Here is a 19,920-nt window from a genome sequence, read left to right on the forward strand (position 1 = left end):
ACGGAGCGCGATCTGCCGGGGATATGCGTGAGTGGCTGTCATGGGTCAGGCCTTCCGGGCCTGTGCATCGCGCCGGGGCACGGCGGCGATGCACAGTCCGAGCGCGGTCAGGACCAGCGGCGCCAGAAGGAAGCCGACCGGCAGTTCGACGCCGCCGAGCAGGTTCACAACGAGCAGCGCGGGGCCGGCGCCGAGCCAGCACAGGCCGAAGACCGTGAGGCCGGCCGGGCGGAACTCGAGCACCCCGGCGCGCAGCAGGAACAGGCCCGTGGCGGCAAGAAAGGCGGTGTCGTAATGCCAGAGGTGGGGCGAGGCGGCGGGAATGGCGGCCGCGAGCGTCGCCGCCTTGAGGTCGAAACTCGCGGTCGGGCTGCGCCAGCAGCGCCAGACCGCCCAGGCGGCGAGGGCCACGACGCCCCATTGCGCGGCCATCGCGGCATCCGGGTTGACGCCGAGCTGCGACAGCACGCCGAAGGTGGTGCAGATCAGGGGCTCCTGCGCCGCGCCGGCGTGCAGCACCGATCCGAATTCCCTGAGGGTGTCGGACAGCGCCGGCCAGTAGCCGAAACCGAAGACGAGCGTCGGCAGCAGCGCAACCGCCACGGCGGAAACGCAGGCCGCCAGGATCGTGCGCCAGAGCCCGGCGGCGAGCAGCGCCACGGGGATCAGGATGCCGAGCTGCGGCTTGAAGGTCAGCAGACCGATCAGGATTCCGGCAGCCACCATGCGCCCGTCCCGGATGCAGGCGAGCGCACCGACCAGCCCGGCCAGGAACAGCAGCGAGTTCTGCCCGACCCAGAGCGCCGGAAGCAATGCCGGCGCCGCGATCATGAAGCGCCAGGCCGCCGGTTCGGTGCGGGTGAAGGGGCGCAGCGCGAGCGCGACGGCCGCGAGCGACATCGCGTCGAACAGCGCCCAGGCCGGCACGAAGGGCAGGGCCCCGAGCGGCGTCAGCAGCAGCAGGAAGATCGGCGGATAGACCCAGAACAGATAGGACGGCGCGCCGTCCGGGCCGGTTGCCTCCGACCCCGGCACGGCCACGGGCGCGAAGGCGTCCAGCGGCATGCCCTGAACGGCCTGGCGCGCGGCCTCCCAGTAGACATGGAAGTCGATCGCCACGGGAACCGGGCCGGCGAACTCGGGCGCGAGGATCGCCTTGGCAAAGGTGGCCACCAGGTTGCTGATCAGGAAGACCAGCGCGATCTTCGCGGCCAACCGGCCGGTGTCGGTCCCGAAAGGGCGCAGGCGAAGGTCGCCTGCGTCCCCGGGCTGTTCCCGTTCGACGGACATGATCGGAGCGGGCCTCGGATCAGACCAGGACCGCGCCCGAGGTGCCGATCGCGTCCTTGGTCGACGCTTCGCCGAGCAGCATGTTGTTGTGCGGCTCGCCCGACGGGATCATCGGGAAGCAGTTCTCGTGCTTCTCGACGAGGCAATCGAAGATCACCGGGCCGTCGTGCTTGATCATCTCCATGATCGCGTCGTCCAGATCCTTGGGGTCCGACACCATGAAGCCCTTGGCGCCGAAGGCCTCGGCCAGCTTCACGAAATCGGGCAGGGCCTCGGACCAGCTGTGGGAGTAGCGCTCGCCGTGCAGCAGCTCCTGCCACTGGCGGACCATGCCCAGGCGCTCGTTGTTGAGGATGAACTGCTTGACCGGCAGGTCGTATTGCCGCGCGGTGCCCATCTCCTGGACGTTCATCAGGAAGGAGGCATCTCCCGCGACGTTGATGACCAGGCTGTCGGGATGCGCCACCTGCGCGCCGATCGAAGCCGGCAGGCCGTAGCCCATGGTGCCCAGCCCGCCGGAGGTCATCCAGCGGTTCGGCGCGTCGAAGGTCAGGAACTGTGCCGCCCACATCTGGTGCTGGCCCACGTCGGTCGCGATGTAGCGGTCATAGCCGCGGGTCAGCGCTTCCAGCCGTTCCAGCGCGTATTGCGGTTTGATGATCGTGTCCGAGTTCTTGTAGGTCAGGCAGCGAACGGCCTTCCACTCCTCGATCTGCGCCCACCATTTCGCCAGGCCTTCCTTGTTCACCTTGCGCCCGCGTGCCTTCCAGATCCGCAGCGCGTCTTCCAGAACGTGGGCGACGTCGCCGATGATCGGCAGCTCGGTCCGGATCACCTTGTTGATCGAGCTCGGGTCGATATCGATATGCGCCTTGATCGAATGCGGGCTGAAATCCGCGATACGGCCGGTGATGCGGTCGTCGAAACGGGCGCCGATGTTGATCAGCAGGTCGCAGCCGTGCATCGCCAGGTTGGCCTCGTAGAGACCATGCATCCCCAGCATGCCCAGCCAGTGCTTGCCGCTGGCCGGATAGGCGCCGAGACCCATCAGCGTCGAGGTGATCGGGAAGCCCGTCGCCTCGACGAACTCCCGCAGGAGCTGGCTCGCGACATTGCCCGAGTTGATGACGCCGCCGCCAGTGTAGAACACCGGCCGCTCCGCGGTCTCCATCGCGGCGACCAGCTCGGTGATCATCTCGATGTCGCCCTTGACCTTCGGGTGGTAGTGCCCGCCCTTGGCCTCGCGCGGGCCGACATAGGTGCCGGTGGCGAACTGGACGTCCTTGGGGATGTCGATCAGCACCGGGCCGGGGCGGCCGGTGGTGGCGACGTGGAAACCCTCGTGGATCGTCTCGGCCAGGTCGTCGGTCTCCTTCACCAGCCAGTTGTGCTTGGTGCAGGGGCGGGTGATGCCGACGGTGTCGGCCTCCTGGAAGGCGTCGGAGCCGATCATGAAGGTCGGAACCTGGCCCGACAGGACGACCATCGGGATCGAATCCATCAGCGCGTCGGTGATGCCGGTGACGGCATTGGTCGCGCCGGGACCGGAGGTGACCAGGACGACGCCGGGCTTGCCGGTGGACCGGGCGTAGCCTTCGGCGGCATGGGCCGCGCCCTGCTCGTGGCGCACCAGGATGTGCTTGATGCCCTGGTCCTGGAAAATCTCGTCATAGATCGGAAGGACGGCGCCGCCGGGGTAGCCGAACACGACGTCCACACCCTGATCCTTCAGGGCCTGGACCACCATTCTTGCTCCGGTCATCTGCTGCGCCATCTTGCTTCTCCATCTACGTCTGGCGTTGCGGCAATAAAAAACCCCCGTCGTGGACGAGGGCGCATGGGGAACCGTTATGGTCAACCGTTACCGGCCCATGCGCCTTTCCTCTACGAGTACAAGAATGATCGCCATTCTCGGGGTTCCCTTGCTGTCGTGCGCGGGACCTTAGGCGTGTCCGCCGGGAGCGTCAACGGCTTTTGCGGATAAAATGACGCAGCGCGGGCGCGGTTTGGAATTTTCTTTCGCGGGAGGCGATTGCGGCCGGCGATGGTGTTCGCCGGCCGGAACCTGCGGGGCAGGGCGCCCTGCGGGCGTCATGCGAAGTCGAGCGTGTCCGGAAGCAGGATCCAGCTGGTGTTGCTCACGCGCTGGTTGCCGAAATCCTCGAGCTCGATGCCGGAGTCGGCGGTGCCGTCGCCGTCCTGGTCGATCCGGACAAAGCCGTTCCGCAACTGGATCTCGTAGACGCCTTCCTCGCCGCTGAAGCCCTTCTTGCCGATGAAGCGGATTTCGTCGATCGGTTCGAAGAGCAGCGCGGAATCGTTGGTCAGGTCGAGCTTGTCGCCCTGGCGGGCCTTGAAGTCGGTGACCTTGGTCCAGCCGTAGATCTCGCCGGGGATGCCGCCCGCCTGAAACCTGTCGGCCCCGCCGCCGCCGGTCCAGACGTTGTCGCCGTTGAAGTCGGAGAAGAACGTGTCCTTTCCCTTGCCGCCGCTGGCGATGTCGGTACCGTCGCGGCCGTCGAGGTAGTCGTTTCCGTTGCCGCCGATCAGGGTGTCGTCGCCGCTGTGGCCGTCAAGCCAGTCACTGCCGCCGCCGCCGATCAGCTTGTCGTCGCCGAGACCGCCGTTCAGGAAGTCCGCGCCGCCGCGCCCGTTGAGGTTGTCGTCGCCCACCGAGCCGTTCATGTGATCGGTGCCGGTGCTCAACTTGCCGCGCAGGCCGGTGCTGGTGAGTTCGTTCCAAACCAGCGTCGAGCTGCCGACGTTGAGGATCCGGGCCAGGTCGACGCCCGAGTTGATGTCGATCTTGGCCTGGGTCACCCCGTCGGCCTTGAAGGTGACGCCGGTGATCTCGCCGGTCCAGGCGCCGCCGACCTTCCGGAAATTGCCGTCGAACGACACCACGACCTTCATCTGGAAGCCCGTGTAATCGGTGAAGTCGTCCTTCAGTCGGATGACATCGGCCCGCTTGGTTTTCGGCAGGGCGGCGTCCCAGCTTTCCTGTTCGAAAAAGATCCGCGCGTTGGTGAACTGGTAGAGGACGCTGGCGTTGTAGGACGGAACGGCCGCGGCCTTGGTAAAGACGGAAACAGGCATTCTTATGCTTTCTTAACGTTAACAATAGTATGGGCGGCAGCGCCGCCTCGGAAAGCAGTAGAAGGCCCGAAAGCCGTTTGGCAACAAATGTTTCGCACCGGCCCTCTTCCGGCTGGCCGGGCGTGCACCGCAGGTCACAGACCAGGGCGGTGCACGGGTTGCTGCGGTTCTCAGAGCCCGACGCCGGTGCCCTGAAGGACCCCGTGTTCCATGGCGTAGCGGGTCAGCCCGGCGGTCGAGGAGATGCCGAGCTTGCGCTTGATGTTCTTGCGGTGCGTCTCGACCGTGCGGACCGAGATATCCAGCGCGTTCGCCACCTCCTTGTTGGACTTGCCCTGCGCCAGCTGCAGCAGGATCGTCTGTTCCCTGCTGGTCAGCGGCTCGCGCCCGGTGCCGTCGCTCGGGCGGAGCGCCGTGGTGGCGCCGGTGCAGAGATATTGCTCGCCCGCCATCACCCGGTCGATCGCGTCCTTGATGGCGTCGGTCGGCACGTCCTTGAGAACGTAGCCCTTGGCGCCGTGGCTGAGGGCGGTCGAGATGTACTCGGGGCTGTCGTGCATCGACAGGATCAGCACCCGCAGGTCGGGGTGGTCCTCCATCAGCATCTCGGTCGCCGAGAGCCCGTTCACGCCGGGCATGTTGAGGTCCATCAGCACCACGTCGGGCTTGAGCGCGGCAACCTGGTCCACTGCCTCGCGGCCGTTCGACAGGGTGCCGACAACCTCGATGTCGGGGTAGGTCTCCAGGATCGCCTCGATCCCTTCGGCCACCATCGGGTGGTCGTCGACGATCAGCACACGGGTCGGGGTCATGCGCGTTTCCTTTCTCTCGTCTCGCCGTTTCGCGGCGCGTTGCCGGAGCCGGATTCCGGGGGCAGCATGTGGCTGAGCGGCACCTGCGCCTCGATCACCGTGCCGGTGCGTGAACTGAGGATGCGCAGCGTGCCGTCGAGGCGCTCCACCCGCTCCTGCATGTTGCGCAGGCCGAGCCCCTGGGCCCGGGCGCTGTCGGTCTCTTCGGACGCCGCCATGCCGCGCCCGTCGTCCTCGATCCGCAGGGTTGCGCCGGCCTTGTGGCCGAAGACCCGCAGGCTGACGCGGCTGGCGCCGGCGTGACGCTCGATGTTGGTGAGGGCCTCCTGCGCGATCCGGTAGAGCGCGATCTTGGCCTCCTGGTCAAGCCGGTTGCGGAACACGACCGTTTCGAAATCCGTTTCGATTCCGGTCCTTGCGCCGAATTCTTCCATCAGGGACTGAAGTGCCGGGCCGAGGCCAAGGTCGTCGAGCACGCCGGGACGCAGGTCGCGGCTGATGCGGCGGACCTCCTGGATCGCGCCGCCGAGCGCATCGATCCCGGCATCGAGGTTCGCCTCCGCGCGCGTGTCGCCTGCACGCATCCTGCGGCGGGCCAGTTCCAGCGCATAACGCACGCCGACGAGGATCTGGCTGATCGAGTCGTGCAGCTCGCGCGCGACCCGGCCGCGCTCCTCCTCCTGCGTGTCGAAGATCCGTTGGGTAAGGGCCTTGAGCTTGGCATCGGCCAGCCGGCGCTCGCGGATGTTGAGGATGAGTCCCGAGAGGAAGACGAGAAGCAGGGCGCTGAGGGTAATCGCGGCGATCCAGAGGAACGTCCGCTGCACGCGCGTCTCCGTCTCGGCGCGGGCGGCCGCGACCGTGTCCAGCACGTCGTCGATGAAGATGCCGGTCCCGATCGCCCATTGCCAGTCCTGCAGCCCGATCACATAGGCCACCATCCGCGCCGTCTCGCCGGTCGAGGGTTTGCGCCACAGGAAGCTGTGATAGCCCGTGCCGCTCCGGGCGATCCGGATCAGCTCGCTGACGATCGGCGTGCCCTCGGCGTCGACAAGATCGATCCAGTTGCGGTTGATCAGGTCGGTCTGGCGGGGGGCGACGAGGTTGGTGCCGTCGTAATCGTAGACGAAGAAATAGCCGTCCTGGCCATAGATCATGGCGGCGAGGGTCTGCATGACCCGGCGCTTCGCGTCCTCGTCATCGGGCAGGGCGCGGCCGTAATCCTCGAGGATCGCGGTGCGGGCGAGGGAGATGTAATTCTCCAGCTCGTCGCGCTTGGCGGCAATCATCTGCCGTTCCAGTTCGGCGATCTCCCGATCGGCGAGGCTGCGCGCCTGCACCGCCACCAGCACCGAGATCGCCGCCACGGCGAGGACGAGCGGCACCGTCGCCAGAAGCGAGAGCTTCTGGGCGTAACTCAGGCGGCCCCGACGTGGGGCGGCGCGCGGTGTGCGATGAGCCTCTGCCAGGCACGTCCTCCCTGAACCTGCCGGTTGCATCGAAAGCGGCTGTCCGGCTGCGAATCTACGCCCCTTCAGGGGAGCGATGCAAGGCGGCGGGGGCGATTCGGCAAACGGCGCGAATCGGCGGCGGCTGTCTTTGCCGTCGATTCGAACCGGGGGCTTTCGGGGGGGCGGACGGGGCGTCCGGGTGGGCTGTTTGTCCCCCATCTACGTGATTTGCCGGCGACATCAGGGCGGTTTCCCCTGCGTCATACGTATTTGTCGGTATTTGACCACGGCCAGCTTGTGAGTAGTGTGCCCAGCACTCGAAAACGATCCGCCCACCGAAGGGTGGGCATCCAAGACGATTGGGAGGACTCTGAATGGATCGTCGTTCATTTCTGAAGACGTCGGCACTGGGCGGTTCGGCCGCTGCCGCGACCGCACTGGCCGCGCCGGCTTATGCCCAGGGCAAGCGCACGCTGACCATGGTGACCACCTGGGGCCGCGGCCTTGCCGGCGTCTTCGACGCGGCGCAGCGCGTGGCCGACAGCGTGACCGCCATGACCGACGGCCAGCTGACCGTCGAGGTCAAGGCTGCGGGCGAGCTCGTGGGCGCCTTCGAGGTCTTTGACGCCGTGACCGCTGGTCAGGCCGACATGTACCACGGCGCCGACTACTACTTCGTCGGTCAGCACCCGGCCTTTGCCTTCTTCACCGCGGTGCCCTTCGGCATGACCGCGCAGGAGCTGGCCAACTGGTACTACATGGATGGCGGCATGGAGCTGCACCATGAGCTGGGCGAGCTGTTCGGCATCAAGTCGTTCCTCGCCGGCAACACCGGCGCGCAGGCCGGCGGCTGGTACCGCAAGGAGATCAACGGGCCGGAAGACTTCAACGGTCTCAAGTTCCGCATGCCGGGTCTCGGCGGCGAAGCGCTCGGCAAGCTCGGCGCGTCCGTGCAGAACCTGCCGGGCTCCGAGGTGTATCAGGCCCTGGCCTCCGGCGCCATCGACGGCACCGAGTGGATCGGTCCCTGGGCGGACGAGAAGGCCGGCTTCCAGGAGATCACCAAGTTCTACTACACCGCCGGCTTCCACGAGCCGGGTGCGGGCCTGTCGGTCGCGACCAACCTCGAGGTGTTCAACAGCCTCACCCCCGCGCAGCAGAAGATCATCGAGATCGCCTGTGCCGAAACCCACCAGTGGAACCTCGCACAGTTCCTGGCCAACAACGGCGCCGCCCTGCAGCGCCTGCAGTCGGCCGGTGTGAAGGTCCTGAGCTTCCCCGATTCCGTCTGGGACGCGATGGGCAACGCCGCCAAGGAAACGCTCGAAGGCAACCGCGACGGCGATCTCTACGACAAGATCTACGACAGCGCCTTTGCGTCGATGCGTTCCTCCTCCGGCTGGATCGAGGCTTCCGAGGGCACCTACCGTGCCCAGCGGGACCGCGTCCTCGGCTGATCGGGACATTCTCGACACGGCGGGCAGGCCTTCGGGGCCTGCCCGTTCGCCATCCGTGGCGCGCCTCGGCGCGCCAGGGTGACACGTACACGACCTTCGGGGGACGGGCCACATGGGACTGGTCGAGGCATGGGGCGGCACCGCCCTCGGTTGGCTTGCCGCCAACATCATCGAATCCTTCTACAACTTCTTCTACGCCATCGCCCATCCGGGCCTCTGGCTCGACTGGTCGGACAAGGAAGCGATCATGCGCTTCGCCTATTACGGCGGGTCGGTCGAGTTCTTCTTCGTCGTCTTCACCGCCTTCCTGGTGCTGACCGCGGTGGGGATGGTCTGGAACCGGGTGATGTGGGGCGTGGTGATCGGGCTCGAGACCTTTGCCAACACGGTCGGGCGCGTCATCGCATGGGCCGGGCTGCTGATGGTGCTGCAGCAGATCGTCATCGTCTTCATGCAGCGCATCTTCGCCGCCAGCCAGATCTCGCTCGGCTTCGGCATGACGGCGACATTCGACGTCTCCTGGTGGTCTGAGGAACTCAAGCTCTACAACGCCGCGATCGTCGCTCTCTGCGCCACCTACACCTTCGTGCAGGGCGGCCACGTGCGGGTCGACCTGGTCTATTCGGTGGTCCGCCACCGCACCCGCAAGATGATCGACATGGCCGGCAGCCTGATCTTCATGATGCCGATGGCCGTGGTGATCTGGATGTACGGCTGGTTCTTCATGTGGCGGCATCTGATCACCCCCAAGATCTCGGCCTCCGACCAGCTCGACCTGATGGTGCGCAAGGCGCGGATCGTGAAGTGGAACGTGGAGACGATCGGCTTCTCGCCGAACGGGTTCAACGCCTACTTCCTGTTCAAGCTGCTGCTCGTCGCCTTCGCCGGGATGGTGTTCCTGCAGGCCATCGCCTTCTTCTACCGCTCCTATCTCGAACTGATCGAGGGCGAGGCGAGCGAAGGCAAGTATCTCGACAAGGACAAGCTGGGCGACGCGGACGCCGAGCGTGTCGCGGAAATTCACTAAGAGGCTGGTCAGATGTTTCTCGGTCTGGACGGGGTCGAAATCGGCCTGATCATCGTGTTCCTGTGCCTGTTCGGCGCAATTCTTTCCGGCTTCCCGGTCGCCTTCGCCATCGGCGGCGCGGCGCTGATCTCCTTCGGCATCATCGCGGCGCTGGATTCGGCGGGGCTGCTGATCCACCAGGCGATCGATACCGGCTCGGACGCCTACAACGCCCTGTTGCGGGAGGGGGTGCCGCCGGATGCGGTCTCGATCTTCCGCTATCCGGACCTGCCGCGCGTGGCCGAGGCCGTGTTCCCCGGTGGCTGGGAACAGGCGATGGACCGCAACCTCAGCTTCATCGTCAACCGGATGAACGAGCGCGTGCTCGCCGGCCAGTCGATCGAGACGCTGCTGGCGGTGCTGATGTTCGTGATGATGGGCATCACGCTGGAGCGCTCCAAGATCGCCAACGACCTGCTGACCACGATGGCGCGCGTCTTCGGCCCGCTTCCGGGCGGTCTCGCGGTCTCCATCGTCGTCGTGGGCGCCTTCCTCGCCGCCTCCACCGGCATCGTCGGCGCGACCGTGGTGACGATGGGCCTGCTCGCCCTGCCGACCATGCTGCGCAACAACTACGCGCCGGAACTGGCGACGGGCGTGATCGCGGCCTCCGGAACCCTGGGGCAGATCATTCCGCCCTCCATCGTGATCGTGCTGCTGGGAACGCTCGCGGGCGACCTCTATTCGGCCGCGCAGGAAGAGCGCGCGCAGCTCGTGGGCTGTTCGGATGCGCTGACATACCTGGGCGAACCGGCGGTCGTCTCGGTCGGCACGCTGTTCCAGGCGGCGCTGCTGCCCGGCATCCTGCTCGCCGTCCTCTACGCCGCCTATGCGCTGGCCTATGCGCTGCTGAACCCGGAAAAGGCGCCCCCGGTGGCGATGGAACCGGGCAGTGGCGAGCCGGTGGCCCGCAGCGAGGCGCTGACTTGGTTCCTCTTCATTCCGGCCGCGCTGATCGGCGGCACGCTCCTGCTGTCCTCGATGAACGTGATCGGCTCGCAGGACGTCACCGTCGACAGCTTCTCCGATGCCGGTCAGACGGCGAGCCTGCGCACCGGGGTGAGCGAGCAGTGCCAGGCGGCGATGATCGACCTGCATGGGCAGGAAGCCTGGGATGCCGCCGTCGCCCAGCAGGCGGAGATCGACGCTGCCGGCGGGGTGCAGGAGAGCGTCAAGCTCTCGGAGGAGGAGATCCAGACGCTCCGCGCCGAGAAGATCGCCAATGCCCCGATCCTGTCGAGCTCCATCGTGACCGGCTTCCTGCTGCTCGCGCTGGTGCTGACCACGGCGCGCGGGGTCTCGCCCTCGGGCAACCCGCGCGACCTGATGATCGGCGGGGCGGGTATCCTGCTGGCGCTGGCGGTGGACGCGGCCTTCATCGGGCCGTTGACGACGCCGGGCCAGACGGTGCTGCTGCTGGCGATCCCGCTCGCGATGGTGCTTTACGGCTGCCGGACGGCGGCGGGCTATCTCGGGCAGAGCGAGCTGCTGCGCGTCGTCTTCCCGCCGCTGGTGCTGATCGTCGCCGTGCTCGGCTCGATCCTCGGCGGCATCACCAATCCGACGCCCGCCGCGGCGCTCGGCGCCGGTGGTGCCCTGATGCTGGCCGCCTATCGGCGGCTGGCGGAGGAGGACGGCAAGGGCGGGGTGATCATCTGGTCCACCTTCGCGATCATCGTGATGATCCTCGTCGGCGTGAACTTCGACCTGCGGGTGAACCAGGACTCCGTCTCCGCGGAAAACTGGATCGCTTTCATCGTCGCCCAAGGCGCCTATCTCTTCGCGATGTTCGGCATCCTCTACGCGTGCTGGGTGCTCTTCGCCAAGGGCGTGCTGCGGCCGGTGGTGCGCGAGACCGCCAAGGTCACCTCGATGGTCTTCACCATCCTGATCGGCTCGCAGCTGCTGAACCTCGTGGTGATCTCCTTCGGTGGCGAGCATTACATCCAGCAGTTCCTGCGGTCGTACGACAGCGAGATCACCGTCTTCCTGATCGTGATGCTGGTGCTCTTCATTCTCGGCTTCGTGCTCGATTTCCTGGAGATCATCTACATCGTCATCCCGATCGTCGGGCCGGTGATCTATGGCGGTACGATGGACCCGAAATGGGTGACGATCATGATCGCGGTGAACCTGCAGACCTCGTTCCTCACGCCGCCGTTCGGCTTCGCGCTGTTCTACCTGCGCGGCGTGGCGCCCAAGGAGGTCACGACGGGCCACATCTATCGCGGCGTGCTGCCCTTCGTGCTGATCCAGGTCGCGGCGCTCGGGCTGCTCTGGCTGGTGCCGTCCATCGTCACCATCGTGCCGGACCTGATCCCGCAGTAGCGGGACAGGGGATCGCGCGGAAATGCGGGGCCTTCGGGCCCCGCTGCCGTTTCGGGGCAGGGGTCAGGTGGTCCGGGGCTCGATCAGGTCCCAGGCGTTGCCGAACGGGTCTTCCCAGACGGCGACACTGCCATAGGGCTCGTGGCGCGGAGGCTCCCGGAAGGTCACACCGGCGGCCAGCATCGCGGCATGGTCCCGCGCGAAATCGTCGGTGGTGAGGAAGAACCCAACGCGCCCGCCGGTCTGGTTGCCGATGGCGGCCTCCTGTTCCGGGCCGTCCGCCCGGGCGAGCACCAGCCGGCACTGGCCGCCCGGCGGCGCCACGGTGACCCAACGCTTGCGGCCCTGGGGGATGTCTTCCAGCAGGTCCCAGCCTAGCGCACCGCAGTAGAAGGCGATGGCCGCGTCGTAATCCGGGACGACGAGCGAGACGGCCGAGACGAACTGCATCTCAGCCGCGGGTCGGGCGGGTGTCTGGAAGGTGGATCCGCGCCACCTGTTCGGCGATCGGATCGACGGAGAGGGGATGGGTCTCGGAGCTGTGCTCCTCCGGGTCGCCGATGGGCTGCCAGGCGCCGTTCTTGTAGATCTCCAGCGCATCGAACCCGGCCTTGTAGCCCATCTTGGGACTGCCGGGCACCCAGTAGCCTAGGTAGACATAGGGCAGGCCGGCGGAGCGGGCGATCTCGATGTGATCGAGGATCAGGTAGGTGCCGAGCGAACGTTGGGCGAGGTCGGGCTCGTAGAAGCTGTAGACCATGCTCAGCCCGTCATCGAGCACGTCGGTCAGGCAGACCGCCGCCAGGTCCCCGGCCTCGGGATTTTGCGGCACGTCGAGCCCGGGCTCGCGATATTCCACGAGCCGCGACCGCACGGGCGTCTCCTCCACCATCGCGGCGAATTCGAAGATGTCCATGTCGGCCATGCCGCCATCGGCGTGACGGCTGTCGAGGTAGCGGCGGAACAGGGCGTACTGCGCCTCCGTCGCCCAGGGCGAGGTGGCGTTGCGCTCCAGCGAGCTGTTCTTGCGCATGGCGCGGCGCTGGCTGCGGCTGGGCTGGAAATCGGCGACCCTGATCCGGGCGGAAAGGCAGGCGTTGCAATCGGCGCAGGACGGGCGATAGAGCACGTTCTGCGAGCGGCGGAAGCCCTGCTTGGACAAGGCGTCATTGAGCTGTTCGGCATGTTCGCCCTGGAGCGCGGTGAACAGCTTCCGTTCCATGCGACCTTTCAGGTACGGGCATGGCTGCGGGGCAGTTACATAGAACTGCGGAGCAATTGGAAGTGTGTGGCGCATGCCGGCTGACGTGAATTCCTGAAAACTTGGCAAAACGGTAGCAGGGGTTGGCCAACTCGCCAACCCCCGTTTGTTCTGTGTCTTCAGCGGGTTCGGTTAAGCGCCGTCGACCCGAGTGCGAGATCGGGCAATCCCTGGCCGCGGGCCGTGGTCAGCATGAGGATCGCGGAGGCGATCTGCGGCAGCAGAAACGAGAAGCAAACCATGTGCATCAGCGTGTGCATTGCCGCATCGGGAAAGCTGAACCGTTCGCCGCGGAAAGTGCGCAGTTCGATCGACATCAGCCGCATTCCGAGCGTGGCCGAGCCGTTGGCAATGGTGAACGTCCGGTAGAGGAAGCTCACGAACAGCCAGAGCAGCGGGTAGAAGAAGAGCGCCGTAAAGGCGGTGAAGGGCAGGACCAGCAGCGTGATCCCGAAGATCACCAGGGCGTCGACGATCCATGCGATGGCCCGTTTGACCGGTACATCGGCGTAAAGTTCTGCGTTGTACTCGGGGTCCGGCAGGCCCCAGGAGGGTTCGGTCATAAGGCTCATGTGCACTCTGTCTCCGTAAAATTCAACGGCTTCCGAAACGTGCGGCGCGCGGCATCGCTGCCGCACGCTGCTGGTCTGTCGGTGCCCCGCCCTTGGGGGAAGCGGGGCACCGGAGGCGGATCACGCCGGGGTGGCGTTTTCCGGCAGGCTCTCGTCGCCGTTGGTCGCCTTGGCGGCGCGGGAACGGTCTTCCATGAAGGCGTCGAATTCCTGCTTGTCCTTGGCTTCGCGGAGCCGCTGCAGGAAAGCCTCGAACGCATCCTGTTCCTCTTCCAGCCGGCGCAGCGTATCGGCCTTGTAGGCGTCGAAGGCGGTGTTGCCGCTGGGTTTCATGGCGGCCCGAAAGCCGTGGTATTGCGCGCGCCGCGAATGGCGGCAGCCTTTGCTGAACATGCGTTTGCTCCAGATCATGTAGGCGAGAAGGGCGAGGCCGACGGGCCAGAAGAAAATGAATCCCAGAACCATGACTGCGATCCATGCACCCTTGCCGCGGTCGTCGAGCCAGGCCTCGGTCCGGGCGAACCAGGACGGGTTGGCGGCTTGTGCGGTGGTCATGTCTTGCTCCTCGTTTCGAAATGATGTGAATACCTTTCACATTAACGAAGATGGGAGGAGTCGCGGCCCGGTTCAATAGTTGATGTGAAGAGTTTTTACATTTTTTGCGGCGGGCGGGCCGGATTTTGACCCAAGCTATTCAAATAATTCATAAATGCGTATTGGTCGCGCGAAGAAAATCGCCCGCCAGCGGTCGGCTGACGGGCGATTTTCTCGGCCGGAACGGCAATTTCAGGCCGCGTTAGCGTTGCTGGGCGAGTTCCTCGACGTGGCGAGACAGGCCGGTCAGCGACGGGTAGAGCGCCGCCTGGAGCGAGTGGTAGATGTCGGGCTTGCCCTGGAACTGGCGGCCCGTCGGCTTGCCCGCGGGGTCGATCTCGGGGAACCAGCCGCCGCGTGCGTGGTCGATGAAGGCGGCGTCGGCAAAGGTCCAGAGGCGGCGATACCAGGCCTCGTCGCCGGGGGCGGGCTGCGCCTTGATAAGCGCCGCGATCGCGCCGATCGCCTCGGACACCGGCCACCAGTAGCGGTCCGGGATCGCCACCGCGCCGCCGTGGTCGAGCGTATAGACGATACCGCCCTCGGGCGTCCAGGCATCGGCCAGTGCACGCTCGACGAGGTGACGCGCGCGTTCGGGCGCGCCGTCGTCCGGGCGGCCGGCGAGATCCCAGTGCTGCAGCGTCAGGCGGCCGAGTTCCAGCGAATGGCCGGGCGTGGTACCGGCGGGGCGGAACATCGGGTTGCCGGCATAGTCCGGATCGACCTCCCAGGCATCTGTGTAATGCTCGGGAACGCGCCAGCCGTTTCCGGCGGCCATCCGCGTGATGAAGAAGTCGAGGATCCGCCCGGCCCGGTCAAGATAGAGCCGCTCGCCGGTTGCCTCGAAGGCCGCCAGGTGCGCCTCCACCCCGTGCATGTTGGCGTTCATGCCGCGATAGGTCGAGAACGGCTGCCAGTCGCGGGTGTATTCGTCGCGCAGCAGGCCGGGTGCCTCGTCCCAGTAGTGGCGGTCGATCACCTCGGAGACATCGGCAAGCAGGCGGTCGGCGTCGGGGTGGCCGGCCAGCTTGGCGCTGGATGCCGCGAGCAGTACGAAGACCTGCCCGTAGGCGAGCTTGGTGCCGTCCTTGATGCCGGCGTCGTCGACGGCCCAGAGATAGCCGCCGTGTTCGGCGTCGCGGTGCCTGTTCCACAGAAAGGCCATGCCGGCGTCGATCATCGCATCGGCATCCGCGCGACCGAGCGCCTTGCCCAGCACGTAGGAATGCACCATGCGCGTGGTGCTGTGCAGCTCCTGCGCCGCGCCGGCGATCGGCTGGCCCTCCCAGTCGAGCACGTCGAAGGCACCATCGGCGCGCAGGCTCGGGCGGAAGAAATCGAGCTGCCGCTGCGCGTCCTGCAGCAGAAAGGCGCGGTGGATCGGATCGGAGAGCCAGGTTGTCTCCACGTCCGGGGTGCCGATGGGCGTATGGGTCGACATGGGGTGAGTCCTCCTTTGCTCTGCGGCGCCATTGATTGCCCGGCAGAGGCAGTTCGGCAAGCGCAATCGGCTTCGGGGCAAGGGCGTGTTCGGATTGATCGGGAGCCCTAGCGCAGACGGGCCGCCAGCCCCGCCAGCATCCGCATGCAGGCGTCGAGCTGTGCGGTCTCCAGGTACTCGTCCGGCTTGTGCGCCTGCGCGATGGAGCCGGGCCCGCAGACCACGACCGACATGCCGAGCGCCTGGAACAGGCCGGCCTCGGTGCCAAAGGCCACGAGATGCGCGGTCGGATCGCCGGTCAGCGCGGCCACGAGATCACGCGCCGCATTGTCGTCCATTGGCATCAGCCCGGCGATCTCGCCGATCACCTCGGTACGGATCTCCGCCGTTGGCGCAACACGGCGCATTTCCGGCAGCAGGACCTCCTCGCAGAAGGCGCGCATCTCGCGGGTCACGAAGTCGCCGTCCTCGGCGGTCACGGGCCGCGTCTCCCATTCGACCTCGGCCGCGCCCGCGATGACGTTCCGGGCCGAGCCGCCGGAAATCCGCCCGACGTTGAGCGTGCTCCACGGCGGGTCGAACCGGTTGCCCACGGGGCCGCGCGCCTTCAGTGCCGCCTTGATCTCCAGAAGTCTCGCGACGAAGCGCGCCGCGTATTCGGCGGCGTTGACACCCTTGTCGGGCTCCGAGCCATGCCCCTCCGCACCGGTGAACCGTGTGGTGTATTCGTGGCAGCCCTTGTGACCCTCGACGATGCGCATCTCCGTCGGCTCGCCGATGATGGCGATGCCGGGACAGATGTTCCGGCGTTCAAGGTCGGACACCAGGTGGCGCGCGCCGATGCAGCCGGTTTCCTCGTCATGGGTGAAGGCGAAGTGGAGCGGGCGCCGCAGGGGGGCCGCGGTGAAGGCGGGCAGGGCGGCAATTGTGGCGGCGATGAAGCCTTTCATGTCGCAGGTGCCGCGGGCGTACAGACGGCCGGCGTTGTCGTGCAGGCAGAACGGGTCCGTTGTCCATTCCGCCGGGTCCGCCGGCACGACGTCGGTATGCCCGGAAAGAACGATGCCGTCCGGACCGTCCGGGCCGAGCGTGGCAAAGAGATTGGCCTTGGTCCCGGTCTCGTCGCCCAGTATCTCGACCCGCGCGCCGGCATCCTCCAGCCGCGTCGCCAGGTCGGCGATCATCGCGAGGTTGGGATCGGTCGAGACGGTGGGATAGGCGACAAGATCGGCGAGAATGCCGATGGCGGCCTCCGTGAGCGGCAGGGTCATGACTTCACGATCAGCGCGCGGGGGCGGTCGCAGAAGCACTCCGCCGGGCCATCGGGGCGGATCAGGATGCTCTCGGTGATTTCCAGCCCCCAATCCTCCATCCAGAGGCCGGGCATGAAGTGGAACGTCATCCCCGGCTCCAGGATCGTCTCGTCCTCCGGCCTCAGCGAGATCGTCCGTTCTCCCCAGTCGGGCGGGTAGGAGAGGCCGATCGGATAGCCGCAACGCGCCCCGCGCTCGATCCCGGCGCGTTCCAGCGGGGCGGCGAGGGCATTCGCGATATCGGCGGCGCGGTTGCCGGCGCGGGCGGCCTCGAGTCCGGCCTCGAGCCCCTCGACCAGCGCCGCCTCGGCCCGCCGGATCTGCGCATGGGGCTCTCCGAGAAAGACCGTGCGGCAGAACGGGACATGGTAGCGGCGATAGCAGCCGGCCAGTTCGAAGAAGGTCGCTTCGCCCTTTCGGAAGGGCGCCCCGTTCCAGGTCAGATGCGCGGCGGCTGCGTCGGCCCCGCTCGGCAGCATCGGCACGATGGCGGGGTAGTCGCCCCAGTCTTCGCCGGTGCCGGTAATCAGGTCGCGATAGATCTCCGCCACGAGGTCATTCTTGCGCATTCCCGGTTCGATGCGCTCGGCCACCCCGTCGACCGTCCTTTCCACGATACGGGCGGCCTTGCGCATGAAGGCGATCTCGGCCTCGGACTTCACCGTGCGCTGCCAGTTCACCAAGGCAGTGGCGTCCACCAAATCGGCGTCGGGCAGGGCCGCCTGCAAGGTCAGAAAGGCCCGGGCGGTGAAGTAATAGTTCTCCATCTCCACCCCGATTCGTGCCGCGCCGTGCCCGCACTCGGCGATCAGCGTTGCCAGGTCCTGCATCGGGTGACGCTCGGTGGATTGCACGAAACTGTCGTCGTATCCGTGCAGGCACTCGGCGCCCATCCAGACGGTCCGCCGCGCGCCTGCGTGATCCATCCTGCGGCCCCACCAGAGCGGATCGCGGTCGTGGAACACCAGCACGCCCTGATGCACGTAGAAGGACCAGCCATCGTAGCCGGTCAGCCATGCCATGTTCGAGGGGTCCTCGACGAACAGGATGTCGAGCCCCGCCGCCGCCATCGCGGCACGCACAAGGGCAAGGCGCCGATCGTATTCGACGCGGCTGAACGGGGGAAGCGACGGTTCCATGATCCTGTCTCCCGGAGCGTTGCGCGGGCCTGTGGCTCCTGTCGCCATCGGGCTGTCCTGACGCGTGTGGCGCGGCCGCACGTGGAGAGTGCGGCCACTGCGGCAGGCTGCGCGGTCGGGCAGGGAAGTGTCAATGCTCTCCGTGCCTTGTGGCGTCGGAAAGCCGTTCCGTTCAGAGCTTGGTATGCCGTGGCAGCGGCGCGCCGGACGCGATGGTCGAATGGGGGAAGGGCACCACGTTTCCGTGGCGCGGCGTTGCCGGCCCGATGGAATCCTGCTCCTGCGGCAAGGTGGCGGACTGGTCTCCGGCCTCCGCCAGTACGAGGCCCGCCGCCAGCGTGATCTGGCGCGAGGATTCCGTCAGCCCCTGCGCGTTGGCACGCTTCGCAAGCGCAAGCAGTTCATCCGCCAAATGCGATGTCACACTCATATTCCACATCCCTCGTGTCCCACACACTCGTCCCGGAAGCGTTATGCGACAGGCCGGGTAAAGGCATGTTTAAACGGTGACCCATTCGTGGCGATTAGACCCCGCGGAGCGGCCTCGGTTGCACCGGAGACGCAAGCTTTCTGCCGCAAAGATGCGAGAACCGGAACGAAAAATGCCGTCATTCCGCGCATTCGATGCGCCGGCGATGCGGAAAACCTGTTCTTGGTGACAGTTATTTAGGATTTGTTCACCATGTCTTGAGAAATCTGAATGCGACCGCAGCTGAAGGCAGGTTTCCGAATGTCCTTTTTCACGAACATCACCCCCCACAGCCTGGTTGCCGGGATCGCCGAGAGCAATCCGATCCTCGCTCGGGGCGTTTCGGCGATCCTCGCCGACAGCGGCGTCGTCGAGGGGCGCGTCCTGCCGGTAGGCGGGGACAGCCGGGCCTGCGCGCCGGAGCTGGCGACCTGCGATGTGGTGATCTTCGACCCGAGCCAGACCGGAGACGATCTGGCCGCCTATGTTTCCCTGGTGCGCAGCGCCCACGAGGACGCCGCCTTCGTCGTCTATTCCGACGCCTTCTCCCATCGCGACATCCAGTCCGCGATCGAGCTTGGCCGGATCTGCTGCGTCTGCAAGTCCGACGACCCGGAGCAACTGGTCCTCGCGACCCTCAGCGCCAGCCGTGGCGCAACCTATTTCAGCCTGTCCGTCGCCGACACGCTCGACCAGCCGGAGGCGCGTCCGCAATCGGACTACCCGGTCATGGACGACCGCCTCAGCCCGCGGGAAAGCGCAGTCCTGTTGGCCTTCGCGCGCGGGCGCGGCTTGAAACAGATCTCGGAAGAACTCGGGCTGAGCGAACGCACGATCAATACCTACAAGTCTCGCGCGGCCCGTAAACTCGGCCTCTCCAACCGCTCCGAGATCGTGCAATATGCCCTTGCGAACGGCCTGATCTGACGCTCGTTCAGAAAGAACGATCTTTGTTCGCAAGGGCGTCATGCCCCTGTGTTTGCTCAAGAACACCACACCAGCATGGATTGCCCATCCTGATTTAATTGGGCGTATCTTTGCGGGTGTCTTTTGAGTTTCCGAATGGCTTTCGATCCTTTCGTCTGAAAATGAAACGCCTGGAAATCCGGGTGGTGAGGCGGAAATGCCACAATCCGTGTCGATCTTTTGGAAACGGCATTCCTGAAATGCATTGATGGCAATGTGGCAATGAACGTCCGCGGGTTCTGCCATGGGGCCGGAACATGCCGCGCCACAAGTGGAGTGACTGGCTGGAACTCTGCTGGTTCTTCAACAATTATACTAAAAATCAGTGACTAAAGCGGCGGTCCCTTCGGGGCGACTTCAGCGCCTTTCATCAAGTGAGATCGCGGATCCTTCCTGAAACCACGACATCGCTGCATGAAACGGGAAACGCCGGCATTTCCTCTCCTGTGCATCAACGCCCGATAGGCTCCTTTTTTTCTGACTGTTTCAAACCTTCGGATATCCGCAGGTTTTGCGCGAGGTCGTTCCCGGCGGGCGCGGCGCAATGGATCGGGAAATCGGGACTTTTGAGATGGCACGGATAAGCATTTTCGGGATTGGGTATGTCGGGGTTGTTTCGGCGGCCTGTCTTGCGAAGGACGGTCACGAGGTTGTTGCGGTTGATG

At 66.0% G+C, this 19,920-nt stretch carries 18 protein-coding genes; 5 read left to right on the top strand and 13 right to left on the bottom strand.

Features of this window, described 5'->3' with window-relative positions:
* Positions 1-45: 45 nt before the first annotated feature.
* The 5 genes from CHB86_RS10905 to CHB86_RS10925 all read right to left on the bottom strand — a co-directional run bounded on the left by CHB86_RS10905 (position 46) and on the right by CHB86_RS10925 (position 6,583).
* On the bottom strand, positions 46-1,290 hold the full coding sequence (locus CHB86_RS10905; protein ID WP_089233058.1) for a glycosyltransferase family 87 protein: 1,245 nt from the start codon (positions 1,288-1,290) through the stop codon (positions 46-48).
* A 19-nt stretch (positions 1,291-1,309) separates the two neighbouring features.
* Positions 1,310-3,064 carry an acetolactate synthase 3 large subunit gene (locus tag CHB86_RS10910; protein WP_089233059.1) on the bottom strand — a complete coding sequence of 585 codons (1,755 nt, stop codon included), beginning with the start codon at positions 3,062-3,064 and terminating at the stop codon, positions 1,310-1,312.
* Positions 3,065-3,381: 317 nt separating this feature from the next.
* Complete coding sequence (locus tag CHB86_RS10915) at positions 3,382-4,386, bottom strand: calcium-binding protein (protein ID WP_089233060.1); 1,005 nt, start codon at positions 4,384-4,386, stop codon at positions 3,382-3,384.
* Positions 4,387-4,556: 170 nt separating this feature from the next.
* Positions 4,557-5,198, bottom strand: coding sequence for a response regulator transcription factor (locus CHB86_RS10920; RefSeq protein ID WP_089233061.1), 642 nt, complete (start codon positions 5,196-5,198; stop codon positions 4,557-4,559).
* Positions 5,195-6,583, bottom strand: coding sequence for a cache domain-containing protein (locus CHB86_RS10925; protein ID WP_245837891.1), 1,389 nt, complete (start codon positions 6,581-6,583; stop codon positions 5,195-5,197). Before CHB86_RS10925 ends, CHB86_RS10920 begins: the two co-directional genes overlap by 4 nt.
* 440 nt (positions 6,584-7,023) lie before the next feature.
* On the opposite strand from CHB86_RS10925, the gene CHB86_RS10930 reads away from it, so the two are divergent.
* The 3 genes from CHB86_RS10930 (at position 7,024) to CHB86_RS10940 (ending at position 11,500) form a co-directional block, all read left to right on the top strand.
* On the top strand, positions 7,024-8,106 hold the full coding sequence (locus CHB86_RS10930) for a TRAP transporter substrate-binding protein (RefSeq protein WP_089233063.1): 1,083 nt from the start codon (positions 7,024-7,026) through the stop codon (positions 8,104-8,106).
* Between the two features lie 112 nt (positions 8,107-8,218).
* A complete protein-coding gene (locus tag CHB86_RS10935; RefSeq protein ID WP_089233064.1) occupies positions 8,219-9,133 on the top strand; it encodes a TRAP transporter small permease subunit in 915 nt (304 codons plus the stop codon).
* Positions 9,134-9,145: 12 nt separating this feature from the next.
* Positions 9,146-11,500 (top strand): TRAP transporter large permease, encoded by a 2,355-nt coding sequence (locus CHB86_RS10940; protein ID WP_089233065.1) that lies wholly within the window; start codon positions 9,146-9,148, stop codon positions 11,498-11,500.
* 63 nt (positions 11,501-11,563) lie between these two features.
* On the opposite strand, the gene CHB86_RS10945 is transcribed toward CHB86_RS10940, so the two are convergent.
* From CHB86_RS10945 to CHB86_RS10980, 8 genes are all read right to left on the bottom strand, one after another.
* Positions 11,564-11,950, bottom strand: a complete 387-nt coding sequence (locus tag CHB86_RS10945; RefSeq protein ID WP_089233066.1) for a VOC family protein — start codon at positions 11,948-11,950, stop codon at positions 11,564-11,566.
* Position 11,951: 1 nt separating this feature from the next.
* A complete protein-coding gene (locus tag CHB86_RS10950; protein ID WP_089233067.1) occupies positions 11,952-12,797 on the bottom strand; it encodes an arginyltransferase in 846 nt (281 codons plus the stop codon).
* An 83-nt stretch (positions 12,798-12,880) separates the two neighbouring features.
* Positions 12,881-13,324 carry an RDD family protein gene (locus CHB86_RS10955; RefSeq protein ID WP_089233068.1) on the bottom strand — a complete coding sequence of 148 codons (444 nt, stop codon included), beginning with the start codon at positions 13,322-13,324 and terminating at the stop codon, positions 12,881-12,883.
* Positions 13,325-13,453: 129 nt separating this feature from the next.
* Entirely contained in the window at positions 13,454-13,888 is a 435-nt protein-coding gene (locus tag CHB86_RS10960; protein WP_089233069.1) for a DUF2852 domain-containing protein, read from the bottom strand.
* Between the two features lie 241 nt (positions 13,889-14,129).
* A complete protein-coding gene (locus tag CHB86_RS10965) occupies positions 14,130-15,368 on the bottom strand; it encodes an AGE family epimerase/isomerase (protein WP_089233070.1) in 1,239 nt (412 codons plus the stop codon).
* 107 nt (positions 15,369-15,475) lie between these two features.
* Complete coding sequence (gene argE, locus CHB86_RS10970) at positions 15,476-16,639, bottom strand: acetylornithine deacetylase (protein ID WP_089233071.1); 1,164 nt, start codon at positions 16,637-16,639, stop codon at positions 15,476-15,478.
* A complete protein-coding gene (locus tag CHB86_RS10975) occupies positions 16,636-17,820 on the bottom strand; it encodes a M24 family metallopeptidase (protein ID WP_176442841.1) in 1,185 nt (394 codons plus the stop codon). Before CHB86_RS10975 ends, argE begins: the two co-directional genes overlap by 4 nt.
* A gap of 172 nt (positions 17,821-17,992) precedes the next feature.
* Complete coding sequence (locus CHB86_RS10980; protein ID WP_141134871.1) at positions 17,993-18,250, bottom strand: hypothetical protein; 258 nt, start codon at positions 18,248-18,250, stop codon at positions 17,993-17,995.
* 300 nt (positions 18,251-18,550) lie between these two features.
* Between CHB86_RS10980 and CHB86_RS10985 the strand changes: the two genes are divergently transcribed.
* Both CHB86_RS10985 and CHB86_RS10990 read left to right on the top strand, forming a co-directional pair.
* Positions 18,551-19,216, top strand: coding sequence for a helix-turn-helix transcriptional regulator (locus tag CHB86_RS10985; protein WP_141134872.1), 666 nt, complete (start codon positions 18,551-18,553; stop codon positions 19,214-19,216).
* A 610-nt stretch (positions 19,217-19,826) separates the two neighbouring features.
* The coding region (locus CHB86_RS10990) for a hypothetical protein (protein ID WP_141134874.1) at positions 19,827-19,920 on the top strand (94 nt) is incomplete at its 3' end.

Source organism: Tropicimonas sediminicola, assembly GCF_900188335.1.
GTDB lineage: Bacteria > Pseudomonadota > Alphaproteobacteria > Rhodobacterales > Rhodobacteraceae > Tropicimonas > Tropicimonas sediminicola.

Coding starts and splice junctions, on each gene's coding strand:
- CHB86_RS10905 (WP_089233058.1), bottom strand. CDS start 1,290: ATGTCCGTCGAACGGGAACAGCCCGGGGACGCAGGCGACCTTCGCCTG.
- CHB86_RS10910 (WP_089233059.1), bottom strand. CDS start 3,064: ATGGCGCAGCAGATGACCGGAGCAAGAATGGTGGTCCAGGCCCTGAAG.
- CHB86_RS10915 (WP_089233060.1), bottom strand. CDS start 4,386: ATGCCTGTTTCCGTCTTTACCAAGGCCGCGGCCGTTCCGTCCTACAAC.
- CHB86_RS10920 (WP_089233061.1), bottom strand. CDS start 5,198: ATGACCCCGACCCGTGTGCTGATCGTCGACGACCACCCGATGGTGGCC.
- CHB86_RS10930 (WP_089233063.1), top strand. CDS start 7,024: ATGGATCGTCGTTCATTTCTGAAGACGTCGGCACTGGGCGGTTCGGCC.
- CHB86_RS10935 (WP_089233064.1), top strand. CDS start 8,219: ATGGGACTGGTCGAGGCATGGGGCGGCACCGCCCTCGGTTGGCTTGCC.
- CHB86_RS10940 (WP_089233065.1), top strand. CDS start 9,146: ATGTTTCTCGGTCTGGACGGGGTCGAAATCGGCCTGATCATCGTGTTC.
- CHB86_RS10945 (WP_089233066.1), bottom strand. CDS start 11,950: ATGCAGTTCGTCTCGGCCGTCTCGCTCGTCGTCCCGGATTACGACGCG.
- CHB86_RS10950 (WP_089233067.1), bottom strand. CDS start 12,797: ATGCGCCACACACTTCCAATTGCTCCGCAGTTCTATGTAACTGCCCCG.
- CHB86_RS10955 (WP_089233068.1), bottom strand. CDS start 13,324: ATGACCGAACCCTCCTGGGGCCTGCCGGACCCCGAGTACAACGCAGAA.
- CHB86_RS10960 (WP_089233069.1), bottom strand. CDS start 13,888: ATGACCACCGCACAAGCCGCCAACCCGTCCTGGTTCGCCCGGACCGAG.
- CHB86_RS10965 (WP_089233070.1), bottom strand. CDS start 15,368: ATGTCGACCCATACGCCCATCGGCACCCCGGACGTGGAGACAACCTGG.
- argE (WP_089233071.1), bottom strand. CDS start 16,639: ATGACCCTGCCGCTCACGGAGGCCGCCATCGGCATTCTCGCCGATCTT.
- CHB86_RS10975 (WP_176442841.1), bottom strand. CDS start 17,820: ATGGAACCGTCGCTTCCCCCGTTCAGCCGCGTCGAATACGATCGGCGC.
- CHB86_RS10980 (WP_141134871.1), bottom strand. CDS start 18,250: ATGAGTGTGACATCGCATTTGGCGGATGAACTGCTTGCGCTTGCGAAG.
- CHB86_RS10985 (WP_141134872.1), top strand. CDS start 18,551: ATGTCCTTTTTCACGAACATCACCCCCCACAGCCTGGTTGCCGGGATC.